Source organism: Spirosoma gilvum, assembly GCF_054776815.1.
This window is the reverse complement of sequence record NZ_BAAHBH010000003.1, coordinates 1-21035: the sequence shown is the minus strand read 5'-3', so window position 1 is coordinate 21035 and position 21035 is coordinate 1. Positions and strand designations below refer to the sequence as shown.

General features: G+C 49.7%; 9 protein-coding genes. 6 read left to right on the top strand and 3 right to left on the bottom strand.

Going from position 1 to position 21035, the window contains the following annotated elements:
• Positions 1-454: 454 nt before the first annotated feature.
• The 3 genes from ACYVFD_RS08505 to sufD all read left to right on the top strand — a co-directional run bounded on the left by ACYVFD_RS08505 (position 455) and on the right by sufD (position 12816).
• Positions 455-10435 (top strand): SdrD B-like domain-containing protein, encoded by a 9981-nt coding sequence (locus tag ACYVFD_RS08505; RefSeq protein WP_461089473.1) that lies wholly within the window; start codon positions 455-457, stop codon positions 10433-10435.
• Positions 10436-10659: 224 nt separating this feature from the next.
• Entirely contained in the window at positions 10660-11409 is a 750-nt protein-coding gene (gene sufC, locus ACYVFD_RS08500; protein ID WP_461089472.1) for a Fe-S cluster assembly ATPase SufC, read from the top strand.
• Between the two features lie 81 nt (positions 11410-11490).
• The gene (gene sufD / locus ACYVFD_RS08495; protein WP_461089471.1) at positions 11491-12816 is read left to right on the top strand and encodes a Fe-S cluster assembly protein SufD; all 1326 of its coding nucleotides are present in this window, start codon (positions 11491-11493) and stop codon (positions 12814-12816) included.
• A 178-nt stretch (positions 12817-12994) separates the two neighbouring features.
• Here the strand turns inward: sufD and ACYVFD_RS08490 are convergent, their stop codons facing one another.
• Positions 12995-14059: a cobalamin-independent methionine synthase II family protein gene (locus tag ACYVFD_RS08490; RefSeq protein WP_461089470.1), complete on the bottom strand. Its 1065-nt coding sequence runs from the start codon at positions 14057-14059 to the stop codon at positions 12995-12997.
• Positions 14060-14725: 666 nt separating this feature from the next.
• Positions 14726-15274, bottom strand: coding sequence for a hypothetical protein (locus ACYVFD_RS08485; RefSeq protein ID WP_461089469.1), 549 nt, complete (start codon positions 15272-15274; stop codon positions 14726-14728).
• Between the two features lie 213 nt (positions 15275-15487).
• Between ACYVFD_RS08485 and ACYVFD_RS08480 the strand changes: the two genes are divergently transcribed.
• Positions 15488-16918 carry a vanadium-dependent haloperoxidase gene (locus tag ACYVFD_RS08480; RefSeq protein ID WP_461089468.1) on the top strand — a complete coding sequence of 477 codons (1431 nt, stop codon included), beginning with the start codon at positions 15488-15490 and terminating at the stop codon, positions 16916-16918.
• 268 nt (positions 16919-17186) lie between these two features.
• On the top strand, positions 17187-17618 hold the full coding sequence (locus ACYVFD_RS08475) for a hypothetical protein (protein ID WP_461089467.1): 432 nt from the start codon (positions 17187-17189) through the stop codon (positions 17616-17618).
• 51 nt (positions 17619-17669) lie between these two features.
• Here the strand turns inward: ACYVFD_RS08475 and ACYVFD_RS08470 are convergent, their stop codons facing one another.
• Positions 17670-19661, bottom strand: coding sequence for a tetratricopeptide repeat-containing sensor histidine kinase (locus ACYVFD_RS08470; protein WP_461089465.1), 1992 nt, complete (start codon positions 19659-19661; stop codon positions 17670-17672).
• Between the two features lie 101 nt (positions 19662-19762).
• On the opposite strand from ACYVFD_RS08470, the gene ACYVFD_RS08465 reads away from it, so the two are divergent.
• A complete protein-coding gene (locus tag ACYVFD_RS08465; RefSeq protein ID WP_461089464.1) occupies positions 19763-20938 on the top strand; it encodes a hypothetical protein in 1176 nt (391 codons plus the stop codon).
• The last annotated feature ends 97 nt before the right edge of the window (positions 20939-21035 follow it).

The following is a 21035-nucleotide window of genomic DNA, read 5'->3' as shown; positions in this document are numbered from 1 at the left end:
AATCAACATTACAGTCACATTAAAGACCATATAATATAAACTATCAAACAATCAATGGTATTATTTAAATTATAATTAGCTAAACCTTAGCTACTGGCATAGCATTTGTACAACGGCTATTTGTCAAATGTAACCGAAGCGGGTATAGGAAATATTATTACTATATCATGTATCAGGTGCGACAGTTGAGTTGATTTTAAGAAAGCCTACAAACACAAATTAGAAAGCCTCTTTTGCTTGTGTTTTATCATGGTTCCTGCTAATCATGACCAGGCTTTGTCAAATGTAGCAACTCGATTAGACACCACATACCATCGGTTTCATCTGCCAAAGCCAACGGGCATTATCCAACTAGATCTAACAAAGACATCCAGGCGTCATTAACCCATCAACCGATGGATTGATATGCTATTACTTCAACGTTTCGCTGAAATCATTTTTAATTTTTTTCTCTATGCCTACCTGTACTATCGCGTCGACCACGCAAGTAATTCAGAAACGGCCTCTTTTCCCTGGCAGACTGGCGCTAATAGCCTGTCTTACACTGTCTTTGTTAGTTCTTTCACAGTTAACCTCTACGGTATTAGCTCAGTGTGTTTCCAACTCAACATTAACTGTATCCGAAGCCAACGCGAATGACGATGCGGTAGAAACTGTTGGCAGTTCGGTCTCAGTTATTACCAGTACAAATCTGGCATTTTTCAATCGGTATATAGGCGTCCGTTTCCCATCAGTATATATTCCGAAATCAGCTACGATTACCAACGCCTATATTCAATTTACCGGCAGCAACGCGACCCAGGCTACCGGTATATCCAATGTAAGCATTAAAGGGCATAGCGTTGCCAATTCAAGCTCATTCACAGCGGCTACGGGCTCTACCGACATTTCAACGCGGTACAACACGGCTCCAACATCGGCTTCCGTCAGTTGGTCAAATGCAGCCTCCTGGTCAAGTGGAGCACAGACAGCGAATCAACGGACACCTGACCTCAAAGCCATTGTTCAGGAAATTGTCAATCGCTCGGATTGGAAACCCAATAACGCCATCGCTCTTTTGTTTGATGCCACATCATCAGCTACTGGACCTACGGCCAATGCGTATGCCTCACTCAGTAGCGGAAATCCACAATTAATAATCACCTATCAGGCAGCTACTTCAGTAACTATAACCCCAACCGTATCAGGCTGCTACAACACAACAGCTGGTAGCCGGGCTACTGTCAGTGTAGAAGTAAACTGGACAGATGCCCCAGCAAATGATAACCTGGTCGTGACGTTGGGTGGGCAGAGTCGGCAGATTACGCCCGGTATCAATACCATTAGCTTTTTTGACCTGGACTCATACGAAATTCCCGTTGCGGTCGAAATTTCGTCTCCTCAGGTATTCACCTTTGAGATTCCTGCCGATGGATCAATGGGTACAGTAACCGCTTCCTTTGCCAGTAATACGGTCTGTACGACAACTGCCTCATTCACAGCTCCGGCAGCCTGCCAGCCTTTGACCTGTACGCCCGGAACCGACCTGAGTGGAACAGCCTTCAATGATTTTAACGGCGACGGTGTAAAAAATACAGGCGAAACCACAGGCATACCGGGCATTACGGTTACGGCTTACGATTGCGCTGGTACCGTCTATACAACCACTACCGACGTAAACGGCCAATATAAATTAACAATACCCGCTGCCAATTACCCTGTCCGGGTGGAGTTCACCAACCTGCCTGCCGCTTATTCGGCACAGGGAACGCCCAATGGTACGGATGGCCGCACCACGGTTCAATTCATCACGGCTCCCGATTGCGGAGTCGATTTAGGCATGTCGGACCCAACCGATTTTTGCCAGAATAATCCCAAGATTTTTGTTCCCTGCTATGTCAACGGCAACCCACTGGCTGGTGGAACAGCGGGCAGTATGGACGCTTTTGTATCGGTCAATTACACTGATTTTTCAACCTCAACGGGGTCTGGTAATTATACAAACTCCGCCAATCCGGCTCATATAGCGAATGCCTCACAGGTAGGAGCGCTTTGGGGTACTGTTTACAACAAGCAAACCAAAACTATTTTCACCTCGTCGGTGCTGCGTCGGCACGCGGGTGTGGGACCATTAGGTTTAGGTGGTATTTATGCCATTAACCCAACCACCAACGCCGTAAGCAATTTTCTGGACGTAACCACTATCGGGATCAACGTTGGATCAACGGCTGTAGGTAGTAACGTCAGTCGGGGCCTATCGGCTAGTGCTACGTCTTTTAGCCATGACTCGGCTGCCTTTGCTCAGATTGGTAAAGCCGGTATCGGCGGGTTAACAATTTCATCGGACGGCAATCAGCTTTATTTCGTCAACCTGTTCGACAAAAAAGTTTATCGGCTGGACATTTCGGCCTATAACGCCGGAGGAGCCGCACCTACCACGTTTACGTCATTCACCACGCCGAGTGGCTGTTCCGCTGGCAATGCCCGGCCCTGGGGTATTAAATATCAGAAAGGGAAAGTGTATGTCGGTGTTATCTGCGATGGATCAGCAACAGGCAGCCGATCCGATATGCGGGCATTTGTCTATGCGTTAGACCCCGTTGCTGGTACCTGGAGTACTATTTTTGACTTCCCGTTGACGTATCCGAAGGGCCCTGCTCTTCTGAACGACGATCCTGACGCGGCTGCAGCGTCGAACAACTGGCGTACCTGGACGGATGACTTTGATCAACTGGTGTACAGCGATGGTCATTACCTGCTTCGAAGTCAGCCTATTCTGTCGGGTATCGAATTCGACATCGACAATTCGATGGTACTGGCCTTTGCCGATCGAACCGGCCTTCAGGGGGCTGCCGACAATTACAGCCCACACGCTACCGACACCAAACTTTACTATGCCATTAATGGTGGCGATATACTTCGTGCGGCCAACATCAATGGTGTTTATATTCTTGAAAATAATGCAAAAGTAGCTGGCATTACCGGCGCTTTACCGAACAACAGCCAGGGCCCCGGCTCAGGCGAATTTTATAACGACGACTTTGTTCAAGGCCAAATTCTGGTCCATACCGAGAATGCAATGGGTGGTTTGGCCATCCGTCCGGGATCTGGCAACGTGATTGCTTCGGCAATGGACCCGCTGAACGAAGTTTCTTATGCGAATGGGTTCCGGCAGTTTTCAAACGCGAATGGTTCGGTACAGTCGGCCTATATCGTTTTTCAGAACGGTAGTTTTCAAAAATCAGTTGGACTAGGCGATTTCGAGCTAGGGTGTACGACGCCAACTTTCCTGGAAATCGGTAACCGGGTCTGGTTCGACAGCGATAACGACGGCATTCAGGACCCCTGTGAACAGAGTTTATCTGGCGTTAACGTCTCCCTGTATAAGTCAGGAACGGTCATTGCCACCACCACGACGAATGCTTCCGGCGAATATTATTTCTCCTCAAAAAGCAAGCTAACCAGTGGTACCTGGAGCGCAACAGGAGCCGATACCACACTGCTACCCAATACGGCCTATCAGGTGGTGTTCGGAACCGGAGGCCAGTTTGCCAGTGGTGCGCTGACGATTGGAGCTAATCGCTACCAGCTTACCCAAGCATTGAGCACAGCCCCAACGGCCAGTACACTGAACGATTCCAATGTTCAGTTGGCAACGATTGGCGGCAACAGCTTACCTGCTATCAGCTTTACTACTGGAGGAGCAGGTACAGTGAATCATACACTCGATGCAGGCTTTGCCTGTGCAGCGGCTGTTATTGCCAGTGTCAATGCCACTCCGGCAGTTTGTGTAGGCCCAACGGTAACCCCCAACAGCGGCCGGATCGATCTGACAGGTGTTCAGAACGCCGACAAAGCATTCCTGTACACAGCCGGACCAGCGCCCTCATACACGGCCGTAGGTGGTCAACCTGTATCTTCGTCAACCGTTTCATTTACGGGTCTGGCCGATCCAGCCAGTTCGGCAGGTCAGAGCTATTCGATTATTGTCTATAACGGTCCGACCTGTTCAACGGTCGTATCGGTAACACTTGCCAAAGCGGTTTGTGGTACTTGTGCCGTTGCGTTAACGGCAACTCCGAGCGCCTGTCAGGCTGCTACCAACAGTTATACCGTCACGGGCACCGTTAGTCTGACAAGTGCCACTGCCGGCATTGTTACGGTGACGGATGGGAGTAGCACAACGTCGTTCAGCGTTACGGTTGGTCAGATTTCTGCAGCTTACTCGTTAACGGGCCTGACGTCAGGCACAGGATCCCATACCGTAACGGTTACCTTGCCAGGATGCAGCACCGCCACGACGACCTATACAGCTCCCGCTTCCTGTACGGTGGCTCCAGCATGTGGGCTTGCCCTCACGGTTACGCCCGGACTCTGTAGCTCGGCAACGAATACTTATACCTTATCGGGCACTATTGCCTCAACCAATGTACCAGCCAGCGGCACACTGACCATCAACTCAGGAGCGTTCACGCCCAGAAGCCTGACTCTGCCAGCCGGTAATGCTTCTGGTACATTCAGCTATTCAGGATTAGTAAGTAATGGCCAAACCTATACGATTACTGCCAGCTACTCCAACTCAGCCTGCGCACCTGTCAGTCAGACCTTTACAGCACCGGTCTCCTGTTCAATCGCTCCCCCCTGCTCCATCAGCGCGGTAGCTACGGCCGGGCAATGCGCCACAGCTACCAATACCTACTCGGCTACGGTGGTGGTTAGCTTAGCCAATAGTCCAGCCAATACGGTAACTGTTAGTTTATCGGGTACAACACCGATCAGCCAGACGATTGCGGCAAACACGCCGACTTTTACAGCTGTGTTCAACGGACTGGTTTCGGATGGGCTCAGCCATACGGTCACCATTAGCCTGCCCGGTTGCGGATCAACCACGGCCAGCTTCACCGCTCCGACCTCCTGCTCAGTAGCGCCAGTTTGCTCTGTTAGTGCAGTGGCTACCGCCGGGCAATGTTCCACCGCAACCAACACCTACTCCGCTTCGGTGGTGATTACGGTGCAGAATCCCGTTACAGGAACGCTTAGTGTGAGCCTGGCTGGAGGGTCTCAGACCTTCACTACGACAGCCAATACGCAGAATACGTTTACGGCTATCTTTACTGGCTTGTCTTCGGATGGCCTGAGCCACACGGCTACTATCAGCCTACCAGGCTGCGGATCAACCACGGCAACGTACACCGCCCCCGCCAGTTGCTCAGCAACTCCGGTTTGTTCGATCAGTGCCGTGGCTACGGCCGGGGTGTGCGCAACAGCAACCAACACCTACTCGTCAACGGTAGTGGTTACAGTGGCCAATCCGGTGTCGGGCACGCTACTGATTACGGATGGCGCTCAAACGCAGCCTGTGGCGACTACTGCCGGGGCTTCCAACACCTTTACAGTAGTTTTCCCTGGTCTGACCTCCAATGGCAGCAGTCACACAGTGGTCGCCAGTCTACCCGGCTGTTCTACGACAACCACTACTTACACGGCTCCGGCAAGTTGCTCAGTAGCCCCTAGCTGTAACCTGAGTGTAACAGCCAGTGGTGCCAATTGTAACCCGGCTACGAACCAGTATGTACTGAGTGGTACAATAGCCATCGCCAACAGCCCCGCCAGTCAGACCCTAACTCTGACGGATGGAAGCTATGTTCGCTCCCTGACGGCTAATGCGGGCACATCCTCTATCGCTTTCAGCTATACAAGCCTGCAAAGTGACGGGGCCATACATACCGTAACCGTCACCAGTAGCGCATCGACTTGTGCAACAGCCAGCACAACGTATACCGCCCCGGTTAGTTGCTCTGTAGCGCCGGTCTGTTCGATCAGCGCCGTGGCTACGCCAGGCTTATGCAGCACGGCCACCAATACATTCTCCAATACGGTAGTGGTTACGATGACCAATCCAACGGCGGGGATTCTGACCGTAACGGATGGTGTCAATAGTGTAACCTTTGCGGTACCAGCTACTACAGGCACCACCACAGCCGTAGCAACGTTCAACGGCATTGTGTCCAATGGAGCTTCGCATACGGTAACGGCAAGCTTACCCGGTTGTGCCACAACAACGACAACCTATACGGCACCGGGTTCCTGTACGCAACCCACCGGCACACAACTGGCACTATCAAAATACGTCAGCAAAACAAAAGCGAAGCTTGGCGATGTACTGACCTATACGGTTGTGCTGACGAACTCCGGCAGTACAACGGCTACGAACGTTGCGGTACGTGACTCGGCATCGACCGGATTACGTTTTGTGAGTGGATCAGCTACGGCTCCGGCAGGCACAACTTTTAATCAGGGCACACCTGTCAGCATCTGGACGGTAGGCAGTATTACCCCTAATCAAAGCCTTAGCCTGACCTTCCAGTCCATTGCCGATAGTTCAGGAATTCTGTATAACAAAGCGACCATCCCCGGCGATACAGCTAAAGTATGTACGACCATTCCCGTACTGGTATGCACCGGTGATGTCTACCTTTTCCGATTGACGGCTCAACCGGGTCGTACAAGCTACAAGTGGTACAAAAATGGCGTATTACTAGCCGACCAGACGACCCATACACTTGACATCACGACACCAGGAAGTTATAGTCTGGCGGCTGATAGCCTGTCAGGTCTCTGCCCAGATTTTAGCTGTTGCTCCTTCATTGTCGAAGAAGATACCTTACCTACCTTCCAGGCAATGGCCATAGCGGCTACCTGTTCTGGTTCTGTAGCACAGGCAAACGGTCAGATTGTGCTGAGTAATTTCAGAACAGGCTACACGTATCAATATTCGTTAGGCACCGATTTTAACGAAACGGCTCCTTTGTCGGGAACGGCACAAGCTATTCCGGCTAACGGGATTATCGTCAGCAACTTATCGAATCCAGCTTCGGCACAGACTTATACCGTACGGGTTTACAATAGTAGTGGTTGCTATACAGATGTTACAGTCACATTAAACCCAACCTCCTGTACAGTAGCGCTACCCTGTTCGATCAGTGCCGTAGCTACCGCCGGACAGTGCGTGCCAGCCACCAACACCTATTCCGCTTTGGTCGTGGTCAGTCTAAGCAACTCCATCAACGGCACCGTAACGGTGAGTATTCCAGGCGCGGCTCCCGTGAGCCAGACAGTAGCTACCAACAGTTCGGTAGTAACCCTAGTTTTATCCGGTCTGCCTTCGGATGGGGGCATTCATACCGCGACAGTAACCCTACCCGGTTGCTCGACCACCACCTCAGTCTACACCGCTCCAGCTTCCTGCTCAGTAGCGCCAGTCTGTTCGATCAGTGCCGTGGCTACGGCTGGTCAGTGTGCAACGGCAACCAACACCTACTCGGCTTCGGTCGTGGTTAGTTTAGCCAATAGTCCGGCCGGTACAATCACGGTCAGTCTGCCCAATGCCACGCCAGTGAGCCAAACCATAGCCGCCAATACGACCTCGTTCACGGCCGTCTTTAACGGACTGGTCTCGGATGGGTCTAGTCAGACAGTCACCATCAGCCTACCCGGTTGCGGATCAACTACCGCCAGCTTCACCGCTCCAGCTAGTTGTTCAGTAGCGATTCCGGCCCTGGCCTTGACCGTCACACCCGGCACTTGCCAAAGCGCAACTAATCAGTATTCTATTTCGGGAAGCCTTTCGCTGACCAATGCGCAGGCAGGTATGGCCGTCTTCACCGATGGTCTGATAGCTACGACCGTATCGGTGAGCGCTGGAGCCACATCGGCCCCTTATACCTTAGCAGGCCTAACCAGTGGAACAGGTTCGCATACCATCACGGTCACTTACTTGGGTCAATCCGTCAGTGCTACCTATACTGCCCCCGCTAGCTGTTCAGTGGCTCCGGTTTGCTCCATGAGTGCCGTGGCTACGGCCGGTCAATGCAATCCAGCTACTAACACCTATTCGGCTGTGGTCGTCGTTAGCCTGAGCAATCCGATCAATGGTACGGTCACGGTCAATATACCAGGCGGGTCACCGGTTAGCCAGACAGTGACTACCGCCAGCTCTGTGGTAACCCTAGTTTTATCCGGTCTGCCTTCGGATGGGGGCATTCATACCGCGACAGTAACCCTACCCGGTTGCTCGACCACCACCTCAGTCTACACCGCTCCAGCTTCCTGCTCAGTAGCGCCAGTCTGTTCGATCAGTGCCGTGGCTACGGCTGGTCAGTGTGCAACGGCAACCAACACCTACTCGGCTTCGGTCGTGGTTAGTTTAGCCAATAGTCCGGCCGGTACAATCACGGTCAGTCTGCCCAATGCCACGCCAGTGAGCCAAACCATAGCCGCCAATACGACCTCGTTCACGGCCGTCTTTAACGGACTGGTCTCGGATGGGTCTAGTCAGACAGCCACCATCAGCCTACCGGGTTGCGGCTCTACTACGGCTAGCTTTACCGCTCCGGCTAGTTGTTCAGTAGCGATTCCGGCCCTGGCCTTGACCGTCACACCGGGTACTTGTCAGAGCGCAACTAATCAGTATTCTATTTCAGGAACACTCTCACTGACCAATGCGCAGGCAGGTATGGCCGTCTTCACCGACGGGCTAGTGGCCACTACAATTTCGGTGAGCGCAGGAGCTACCTCAGTCCCTTATACCTTAGCAGGTCTGACCAGTGGAACAGGGTCGCATACCGTTACGGTCACTTACCTGAGTCAATCCGTCAGTGCCACCTACACCGCTCCTGCCTCCTGCTCGGTAGCTCCAGTTTGCTCACTGACAGCCGTGGCCACCGCCGGGCAGTGCGTTCCAGCCACCAATACCTACTCAGCACTGGTCGTGGTTAATCTGAGCAATCCGATCAATGGTACGCTTACAGTTAATATTCCAGGCGCGGCTCCGGTTAGTCAGACAGTAGCGGCAACTAGTTCGGTTGTAACAGTGGTAGTGCCTGGTTTACCGTCTGATGGAACTATCCATACCGCTACGGTGACCTTACCCGGCTGTTCGACTACGACATCGGTATATGCTGCACCAGCTTCCTGTTCGGTAGCTACTCCTGCGCTGGCCTTGAGTGTGACACCTGGTAGCTGTCTGAGCGCCACCAATCAGTACTCTATTTCAGGAAGCCTCTCGCTCACCAATGCGCAGGAAGGTACCGCCGTCTTCACCGATGGATTAGTAGCTACGACTGTATCGGTGAGCGCTGGAGTCACGTCGGTTGACTATAGCTTGGCAGGTCTGACCAGTGGAACGGGCTCGCATACCGTTACGGTCACTTACCTAAGTCAATCTGTCAGTACGACTTACACCGCCCCCGCTAGCTGTTCAGTGGCTCCGGTCTGCTCATTGACTGCGGTAGCCACCGCCGGGCAGTGCGTTCCGGCTACCAATACCTACTCAGCTCTCGTGGTCGTTAGCCTAAGCAATCCGATCAATGGTACAATCACAGTCAGTATTCCAGGCGCGGCTCCCGTGAGCCAGACAGTGTCGACCAACAGTTCTGTTGCAACCATAGTAGTACCCGGTCTGCCGTCAGATGGTGGTATTCATACAGCAACGGTGACCCTGCCGGGCTGCTCGACCACGACCTCAGTGTACACCGCTCCGGCTTCCTGCTCGGTAGCGCCGGTCTGTTCCATTAGTGCCGTGGCTACGGCTGGTCAGTGTGCAACGGCGACCAACACCTACTCGGCTTCGGTCGTGGTTAGTTTAGCCAATAGCCCAGCCGGTACAATCACAGTCAGTCTGCCCAATGCCACGCCCGTGAGCCAGACCATTGCCGCCAATACGACTTCGTTTACGGCCGTCTTTAACGGACTGGTCTCGGATGGGTCTAGTCAGACAGCCACCATCAGCCTACCCAGTTGCGGCTCTACTACGGCCAGCTTCACCGCTCCGACCTCCTGTTCGGTGGCTCCGGCCTGCTCAACGAGTACAATCGTAACAGCAGGCATATGTCAGTCGGCGACGAATACGTTTACGACGACGGCGATTATCACGCTGGCCAACCCAATAACTGGAACGCTCACGGTAACGGATGGCCCCAACAGCATGACCTTCGCTACCGTATCAGGTGGTAGTACGTCGTTTACCGCTACGTTTACTAACTTGATTTCCAATGGTTCCAGCCATACGGTGGTTTCTTCGTTACCCGGTTGCTCTACGACCGTCAGCACCTACAGCGCTCCGGCTAGCTGTAGCCTTGGTATGAGTATTTCGGTAACTGACCCCGGTGTTTGTCAACCCAATACCAACACCTATACGACAACGGGTGTCATAAACCTGACGAATGCACCTAGCGGGATCATGACGATAACAGACGGCATTCTCAGCCTGACCGTTTCGGTTAGTGCCGGTACTACCTCAGTGCCTTATTCGATGTCGGGTCTGCTGAGTGGCTCTGGCCAGCATACCGTAACGGTTAGCTTTGCCGGACAAACGGCTCAAACAACCTACATGGCCCCTGTTCCCTGCTGCGTATCGCCAGTCTGTGTTCCGATACGAATCAAGCGGGTACGATAAAAATGTTCTGACTGGGCAACTCTGCCTGATCGCCATTCACAAAGCCCTCTGACTATCTGGTTGGAGGGCTTTGTGTTCTTCTGCGTAAAGAATACCAGAGGAATTTTGGATTAGCGGCCCGCACGTCAACTTTTAAGTAGCTGATTTTGTTACCCAAACAGAGAGATACTGATTCATCTGTTATCTTTGCGGCTCATTTGCCAGCGAGGGCATTACAACCTATTATGTTATCCATCAGTAATTTACAAGCCTCTATCGGCGACAAAGAAATATTACGAGGTCTCAATCTGGAAGTCAACTCCGGTGAGGTTCACGCGATTATGGGTCCTAACGGTGCCGGTAAAAGTACCCTGGCATCGGTATTGGCAGGTCGGGAAGACTATGACGTAACGGGCGGTAGCGTTACCTTCGACGGAAAAGATTTACTGGACATGGCCCCTGAAGTGCGGGCGGCAGAAGGTATTTTTCTTGCTTTTCAGTACCCGGTCGAAATTCCTGGCGTCAGCACGACGAACTTCCTCAAAACGGCGATGAACGAAATCCGAAAATATCGGGGTCTGGACCCGCTCGACGCTGTGCAGTTTCTGAAGTTGATGAAGGAAAAAATGAAACTTGTCAACATCGACCAGTCTCTGCTGAGCCGCTCACTGAACGAAGGCTTCTCGGGGGGCGAAAAGAAACGGAACGAAATTTTCCAGATGGCCATGCTTGAACCCAAACTAGCTATTCTGGATGAAACCGATTCAGGTCTGGATATCGATGCGTTGCGGATTGTGGCCGATGGCGTCAATAAACTTCGGTCGCCGGAGCGGGCTACAATTGTTGTTACGCACTATCAGCGTTTACTCGACTACATCATACCCGATTTCGTGCACGTTCTGTACAAAGGTCGTATTGTAAAATCAGGTCCGAAAGAGCTGGCCCTTGAACTGGAAGAAAAAGGCTACGACTGGATTAAAGCTGAAGCGGTATAATTTAATGATGAGTGATGAATGATGAATGATCTATTCTGAAATCATTCATCATTCATCATTCAATCATTCATCATTGACAATATGACTCCCTCTTACGCATCCTATAACGAATTTAAGGAGCAACTGCTGGCGGCTTTTCGCGACAACGAAGAGCGCATGAATGGTGAGCGAAAAAGTTCGGTGCACCAGATTCGGCGAGCTGCCCTTAAACAATTCGACCAACTTGGCTTTCCAACCATTCGGCATGAAGAATGGAAGTATTCCAGTGTAAATGGGCTCCTCAAACAATCGTTTGAGTTGGATGAGACCACCACGCTGACGATGGACGATCTGGCTCCACTGGAAATTCCAAACCTTGACGGAAACATCATTTACTTCGTCAATGGTCGTTACCATGCCGAACTATCCAAATTGGTTAGTCCGACCGATCAGGTTCAGATCATTAGTTTTGCCGATGCGATAAAAGCAGAGCCCGAGCTGATTGGCAACCACTTCGCTCACTATGCCGACTATCAGGAGAATGCCTTCACAGCCTTGAACACAGCGCTGGCCAGCGATGGCGTTGTTGTGCGTGTGCCAGCCAATACCACTGTAGAGCAACCGATTATCCTACGGTTTATTACCGACACTCGAACCAAAAACATTACCTCGCAACCCCGTAATCTGATTCTGGTGGGTAAAAACGCAGAAGTGATGATGGCCGAATCGTATCGGACGCTGGGAGAAGGTACTAGCTTTGTCAATGTCGTTACTGAGATTGTACTCGAGCGCGATGCCCGCATGCAATATTATAAAGTCCAGAATGAAACCGACAAGGCTTACCACGTTGGAACTATCCAGGTGAACCAGGCCGATAACAGTCATTTTTATTCGGCTACGGTCACGCTCAATGGTAGCTTTGTGCGCAACAACCTGAATATTGTCCTGAACGGTCAACAGGCCGAAGCGTTTATGTATGGTCTGTACATGCCAAACGGCCGTCAGCATGTCGATAATCACACGCTGGTAGATCATGCCATGCCGAATTCCTACAGCAACGAACTGTACAAAGGAATTCTGGACGACAACAGCACAGGCGTGTTCAATGGCAAGATTTTCGTTCGGCCCGATGCGCAGAAAACCAATGCGTACCAATCGTGTAAGAATGTAGTGCTTTCGCCGGGCGCGTCGATGAACACCAAGCCTCAGTTGGAAATTTTTGCTGACGATGTTAAGTGCTCTCACGGAACTACAACCGGCCAGCTCAACGACGAAGCCCTGTTTTACATGCGTTCAAGAGGGATTCCGAAAGATGAAGCCCGAACACTATTGCTGTATGCTTTCTCACAGGATGTGCTGAGTCAAATCAAAATACAACCTATTCGCGAGTATCTGGAGAAGGTTGTGACGCAGAAGCTGACGAAGTAAATCAATCCTTACGATATAAACATAAAAGGCTCATTGTGAGCCTTTTATGTTTATATAGGCACTGTAAATAGTAGCATATCCGATGCGCTTTTGGACAAATAACGTACATCAAATAGCCACGACATGCGAACGGGAACGCCAACCCAGGCCTAATAGGACCTGTCAAAAGGATAAACGCTTATTGGAGTTCCTGCTGTGCTAATCGAGTACCGTCAACCCGAGCTTTGATTTTGGCGAAAGCAATTTCCCGAGCTGTTGATACGTCATCAGCAAATGGAGAAAAACCGCAGTCGTCTGTCGTGCCAAGCTGACTAACAGGGATAACCTGAGCCGCTTCCAGAATCAAATTGCGAATTTCCTCAGCCGTTTCCACTCTTGGGTCCAATACGTTGGTAACTCCCAGGAACACGCGCTGATTCGGCTTGAGATTGGCTTTAATAGCGGCTAACACACCAGGTTTATTTTTCTCAGCCGCATATTCCAGATAAAAGTTACCAGCCTTTAGATCAAATAAAGAAGGCAGAAGATCATCATAACTAATATCGGCACTATGGGTCGAATCATGATCGCCACCTGGGCAGGAATGGACACCGATTCGAGTTTGCTCATCCGGTGTAAAGCGAGCCAAAACCTGATTATTTAAGTCAATAAAAGCGCTTAGCAGTTGTTTGCTGGGATCTAATTTGAGCGCTAGTCGCCCTTCGGTGAAGTCAATTTGAACATTGTAGGCCCCCGCATTCAGACAATTTCTGATTTCCTTTTCTGCTTCGTTGACCAGATCAGCTAAAAATGCATCCCGGCTGTACCCATCGATTCCGTTCTGTGGGTAAAGCAAACTAAGGGCGGAAATAGCGATCACAGCCTGTTTAATGGGGCGATCCGTAAAATGCCGAGCCCGTTTAAGGTAGGCGTCGGCAGATGTTGTATAACGGAATGGTCCTTTGGAAATGACTGGTAACTGCCGGGTATGACCATCGGCAAAGGGAATCACAACGCCATCAGGCAACAAGCCGTCCAGTCCCGCAATGGGGTACGTAGCAAAGCTGGGTTTGACCTGCTCGCCGTCGGTGATCACAGGCGATCCTGTCTGTTCCAAAGCGGAGATGGTTTCCTGAAGGGCTCTATCAGTCAGTTGATCCAGTTCCTGTTGAGTAATCTGGCCATTGGCAAAGGCTACCATAGCCTCCTGTAAATAGGCAGGACGGGGTACACTGCCAACGGGTTCAGTCGGTAAAATAGTCATAACAGTAGAGAGAAAAAAGAGAAAAAGTTAAACAACAGATCGACGCTGGAATCGAGCGAAATAGGCAAATAGGCCTAAATCGGTACGTAAGCAAACACAGCATCCATTGAGCAAGCACATCTTCTTGAGTTGCTATAGGTATTTAGTAGTTCGACTAGTATGTTTGTGAAGAAAGATGTCCTCACCAGCAACATCTGGTGAGGAACATGAACTACCAACCTATCTTTTAGTATTTTCGAGCCGGACCAATACACTGTATTGGTCCGTTTTGTTTTATCCAAGTGCGTGCAATTCAGGCTGCATAACACCCTTTGAGCCAGTGTCGGTCTGGCTTTCGCAGAAGTCATTAACTGATCGAATCTGGTTGATCGCTACCCGCTACATACTGATTATCGCTAGACAAGGTAATGCCTGGGCAAATGGCAATGTAGTGTCTATGGAAGCTGACAGCGAGCTCACGCAATGGCATGGTGCACATTTAAAATGCACGCCATATCAAGCTAAATGAATCACAAAGGCCCATATTCAGCATGGCCTATACGGAATCATCGGCTTTACGACTAACCAATAGTAAAAACGGATTGAACACGAATTGAATGACCCTAGATCTGGCTGATAACCGTACAAACGAGTACAGGCCAGGGTAGTCTACAGGGCACCAGTTCGTTAGATAGCCCATTCAGGCGGAGGGGAATGAATCGGCGCAGAACGCGTAACGAACGAAACGAGTTGATCAGGAATCCTGACGGATTGACTCCATAAGCGCTGCCGTAGCTGCAGCGTGACGGCAGAGCCTGGCGAATACTCTTTAAGCAGAAATTTCAGGAGTTGACCTGCTTTTTGATTAGTATCGGAAGAAGTACTCAGGTGGTCATTCAGAAAGGCCAGCAGATCGTCCTGCCACAATGAACGGCTTTTGGCCTCGATACCGGCAATCAGCAGCGTATCACCCTTGACCTCCAGGCTAACAACATTGTAGTAGTGTCCGCGATAGCGAAATCCATCTTCTGTGGTGCGAGCGATGGATTTTCCATCAGTCTGGTCTTTGAGCGGAATTTGAAACTCTACCAGACTATCAACCGAACGATACACCAGCAGTCGCCCGGAAAGATCATTCTCGGCTTGCCACCAACCCACAATTCCCACAATCGCACTCGACAGCGTGTGGCATAGCAGGAGGACAAATAAGCCAATAGAGACCTGTTTTGGTAGCATGATCATACCAGATTCTACGCAAAAGTAACATATGCCAGCAATAGTCAACACAGGTGTAGGATTAAATCCTGATTTTTTTGAGTCATTTTATTTTCTGGATCAGCTTACAAGTTGGATAAGTGCTCTGATTAAACCACGTGTAAGCTTTCTGTTAAAAGATATTACTACTGGCAAACTTTTTGTAACGCTGGTTCTAAGCACAAAATGAAGCTAATGACAATCCATCATTTACTGAAACGGCATACCTGGCAGGTCTGTTGGCTATTGGGGTTTAGCCACTCACTGCTTGCCCAATCCCAACCTGCTGCTATAACCGGTCAAGAGATTGCCAGTAACTGGGCCGATATGACCGTTCGCATCATGACTAAGGCCCCTAAAAATACACCCACCTACGGTTCGAGAGCCATTGGCTATTTGGGATTGACTATGTACGAAACCGTTGTGTATGCTTCTCCTAAACACCGGTCTGTAATCCGTAGCTTATCAGATACCTTGTTGTTACCCAAACCAGATAGTCATAAAACGTACTGTTGGGAACTTGCCCTAAATGCAGGACAGGCATACCTGCTTAGAGCGCTATATGATTATACACAAAAAACAGGGCCAATCGATTCCCTGGAACAGGCGATCCACCACTATTATGCTGCCCAGCTTGGTCAGGATGTAGTCGAACGTTCGGAGCAATTCGGCAAAACGATCGCGACCAAAATATATCAATGGTCGAAAAATGATGGTGGTCACGAAGGTTACCAACGTAACTTCCCTGTCGATTATGTACGGCCAGCCGGTAAAGGCATGTGGGTACCTCCCCTGGTTGGCCAATCCAACACGAAAATACCTATGCATCCAACCTGGGGGCAGAACCGTACCTTTTCTCCCCGTAATAGTCAGTTGCCCCTGCCCAAACCGCTGGTTTATTCGACGGATACAACCAGTCAATATTACCAGCAGTATAAAGAGGTGTTTGAACGTAAAAAGGCACTAACCCCAACCGACCAGGCTATTGTGATGTGGTGGGGCGACGACCCGACAGAAACCTGCTCTCCGCCCGGACACTCCTATAACCTGGCTACGATTGCTATCCGCAACAGTCACACCGATTTAGTCAAAGCGGCCGAAACTTACGCCCGGGTGGGTATGGCCGTGGCCGATGCCTTCATTTGCTGCTGGAAAACCAAATTTACATTCATGGTCGAACGGCCTTCTTCCTTCATCCATACGAGCCTCTCACCAAATAAAAACCAGAAACCCTGGCTACCATTCTTTCTGGAGCCCCCCTTTCCTTCGTTCTATTCGGGCCATGCGGTACAATCAGCCGCTACAGCTACTGTTTTAACCGAACTGTATGGGCCCAGCTTTTCCTTTACGGACAATACGCATACAAATCGGCAACCCTATACATACTACGCAGAAGAGGTCATGCTTATTAAGCCAGTATCGGCGCAAAAAGCCTATTACTATCCCAACTTAGTAAAGCATACGCTGCTTTATGAAACCCGGCATTATCGCTCATTTTGGGAGGCTGCTCAGGAGTGTGCCAACTCCCGATTGATGGGTGGTATCCATACCCGTCATGACAACGAAGTAGGCTTGTCGGAAGGCCGTAAGATCGGCCGAAACATCAACGCGCTCCGATGGCACTAAAGAAGTAACGGTCATTAGTTCTTTGCCAATAATTTAGAACTAAATCGAAACCATTCTAATACTTACCGTTACCAATCACAGCCTGTTTTGTAGGCTGTGATTCTTTATGTAAGGGCTTTTTACCATCCGGCATTAACTAGTTCGTACCCTTTTATCCACGTATAAAGCCGTTAATCATTTATTAGGCAATGCAAGCTACATGGTTTTGCATAGTACATCGTATCTATTTATGTTTGGTGGTGTTTTCAACGTTAAATCCTTTTGTAGTATGAAAAATCTAATTGTATTTACCGTTCTGTTTCTGATTGCCAGCCTAAGCTTTGGTCAGTGCGATAAGGAAGTAACTCTTGTTTCTGCCAAGACCGAGTATCTCGACGGCTCGGGAGTAGTACAACGGACCGTGGATGAGCAAAGTACTGTAGTGATTAGTCAATCACAGGTTATGATAACTCCCGGCAATGCAGATCATAAAATGGTTGGCACGATTCAATCCACTACATGTACCTGGGGAACGCCTTATCAGGAAGGAACAACTGTTCTTAAAGCCACCTTTGACGATCCATCTGGTACACAGCGACACGCAACCCTAACTATAGCCGGAAAAGCGGGCCTGGTAACCCTATTGATGGAAGTAGCAGAAATGCCAGATAGAAAAATTCGGGTAGCCGCCACTAGCTTTAAAGAAACCAAAAAGCAGTAGGCTTACTGGTTTGACTGATCCGTAATAACCTGACTGTAAAATGTCAGGCTATTATAGCGGCAGTTCAATGATAAAGGCGGCCCCCTCCCCTTCCTGACTCTCCACCAGTAGTGATCCACCATGCCCGTTAGTTACAATATCATAACTCAAGGACAAGCCTAGGCCCGTACCTTCGCCTGTCGGTTTGGTGGTAAAAAAGGGTTGAAAGATTTTCGTTTTCACTGAATCGGAAATACCCATACCGTTGTCCTGTACCCGAATCGCCACTTTGTCGTTAGTGCGAGTGGTAGTAACCTTAATAACAGGGCGGTAGGCAACTGGGGCCAGTTTCTGTTTTTGCTGAACGGCATAAAACCCGTTGTTATACAGGTTCAACAATACCCGTCCAATCTCCTGAGGAACCACATCAACTACGCCTAAAGTAGCATCGAACTCAGTAGTTAACTCACAATTGAACTGATCTGCCGAACCAGCTTTGTCCTTCGCCCGAAAGCCCTGATACGCCAGACGCAGATACTCGTCGGCCAAAGCGTTCAGGTTAGTAGCCTGATGTTCGCCCGTACTGGTGCGGGAATGTTCGAGCATCCCTTTTACAATAGCAGCAGCCCGATCTCCGTGATGCGTAATCTTTTGTAGATTCTGGGCCAGATCATCAGCGATGGCTAATACGTCGTTGGCATGCCCTGCCTGGGCTTCCTCCTTTAGTTCGTCGATCAGTTCCGTACTTACTTCCGAGAAGTTTTTGACGAAGTTTAATGGGTTCTGTATTTCATGAGCAATTCCGGTTGTGAGTTCGCCTAATGAGGCCATTTTCTCCCGCTGAATGAGTTGGGTTTGCGTAGCTTTCAGCTTCATTAGCGCCGTTTCGGCCTTCTGTCGTTCGGCATTAATTTCGTCACGCTGGTGCTGGAGCAGCCGATTAGCTTTTTGTTTATGGCGGTTGTTGCGAAGCAGAATCAAGGCAATGATCATAAAGGCTCCAACGCCACTGGCCAGCAAGTACATCAGAATGCGGGTCCGATAGGTTTCCTCCAGCCGTTTGGCATCCTCCTGGCGCATTTTCTGATTGAACTCAATGTTCTGGAAGTTTTTTATCTTCTCCGCATTTTCCAGACTGTCTTTGGCTGCTCCTGCTATTTTTAGATACGCCAGCGCCTGACGAGGTTCAGGCGTATCATACATCTCTGACAACAACGTACTGGCTTTCAGGATGGTATTGAGCATATTGGCCGACTGGGCCAGTTGCAGCGATTTTCGGGCATACACAATGGCAGAGTCGGCCTGGTGATCGGCTCGAAACACCTCCGCCATTTCCAGATAGGTTTGGCTCAGCGTACGATCGTTTTTAAGAGCCAAAGACGTAGGAATACTTTTTCGATAATAGGTCAGTGCCAGACCTGAACGGTTCATACGCTTATAAATATACGCCAGGATCATCAGTTCAATCTGAATATCCTGAGCTTTCAGTTGAAGCGCATCCCGATAAGCAATACGGGTATAGACCAGAGCCGAATCGAATTTATTAAGAACCGCATACTCCGATCCGATATTCGAGAGCGCAATCCGCTTTAGGTTCAGATTGGCCAACTGAGAAGCTAGTGCACTGGTTTTCTGATAATAGGCAATGGCTTTGGGCGAATTTTTCTGCTCGGAGTACAGATTACCCATGTTATTGTAGGTACGAGCCAGCGCATCGGCATCCCGATTAGTCTCGGCCACTTCTACCGAAGCCAGATGTGCTTCCAGCGAACGGTCGTAATTACCGGTAAGTCGAAAAATAGTCCCGATCCGGTTCAGGATACGCGCTTCTCCTCGTTTAAAGCCCACCTTACGGGCCAGGGTCAGCCCCTCCTGGGCATGCTGCATGGCCACAAATGGTTTCGAATACATCAGCGACCGACTCAATTGGTCAAGAACCTGAATGCGGGTGGTATCCGCAATGGGTTGCGTAAGCAGTCGTTGCAGACTATCGGACAGGCTCTGTTGGGCTAATAGGTCCCAGCACCAGAGACAAAGCAGACAAAGAAGTATTGGCCGTTTCATAGGGCGAGGAATTCGCGCCAAATATACATTTATCAATACGTTTTATATTGATTGTCAAATAGTTTATACTTGAGGAGCCTAAACTACCCGTCAATCATCCAATGAAAATCCTTACCATCCTTGCCCTTATTGTTGGCTGTTTTCCTCTTTTTGCTCAGTCGATATCGAAATCCCAGCCACCATCTCCCCAACTACACGTTATTTTCTGTACGGACCAACGCGACGTAGAGTTTGGACGGATCAATATGGAAAATGATACGCTGATGAATGGCTTCGTCAATAGTATACGCTGGACAGCAAATTACCCAATGCAAATCCGACGACTGGACCCAGCCAATTTTACCAGTAAAGCGTTACGCGACACGATTGCAGCCCTCAAAACCTCTCCTCAGGACATGATCATTCTGTATTACTCCGGCTATGGAATAGCGCCTGCCAATCCTGCTGAAACGTTTGCAAACTGGCGACTGGATAAGGAAAATAAAACCGGCTTAGCTGTCAATGAAGTCGAAAACTGGCTAAGGGCTAAAAACGTACGTCTTGGCTTGCTTATCGCCGATTGCAGTACGCAACGGATAGACCAAAAGCCGATTGTATTGTCAGCTTTAACAACACTTGGTATAAGTATGAGCACTCAGGTGATTCAAAAACTGTTCCTGCGTACAAAAGGTATCATTAAACTAGGAAGCTCTACTCCGTCAACCCCCGGCTATATCAATCTATTTGGATGGCCAAAACTTTATTCTGGCACAGTATTTACAAATGCACTTTGCCAGACACTCAATTCGCTGGTAATGACCGCAAGTCCTTCCTACTTACCCTACATATCTATTGAATCACTCTGGGGAGGAACAGAATACGCCATAAAGAATATGCTGGGAGATTCACCTTATTCCCAGACTACTGTTTTTGAAATTAAAAACTGGGATGGCTCTGTTTCTGTTCGAAAACGAGACTTTGCGAATGTTATCCCAGCAGGTGCACGCTGGCAGGGCCTCACGATCAACGAATACGACTACGAAACACTCCAGCAAAAATGGCTCCCTCAGCCAATCAAACGATTGCCAAACCGGACTGACCTATCCAAATATGCCCCTCCGGTTATCGATCAGGGCGATAAAGGTATCTGTGTAGCGGTTTCAGTCGGCTATTACATGCGGTCGATACTAGAAGCGAAACGACTCGGCATTACCAATAAAGATGAGATTTTAAAACACAGTTACTCTCCCTTCTACCTATACAACACACATACCTTCGCCTTTAGGTTTTGTTATTAAAAAAAGTGCAACTTCGGCAAAGCCATTGGTGAGTAGAAAAAGCGCGAACCCAACACAAATGCGTTCTGCTGGAACGACATAGCTTGTGTGGCTTGGC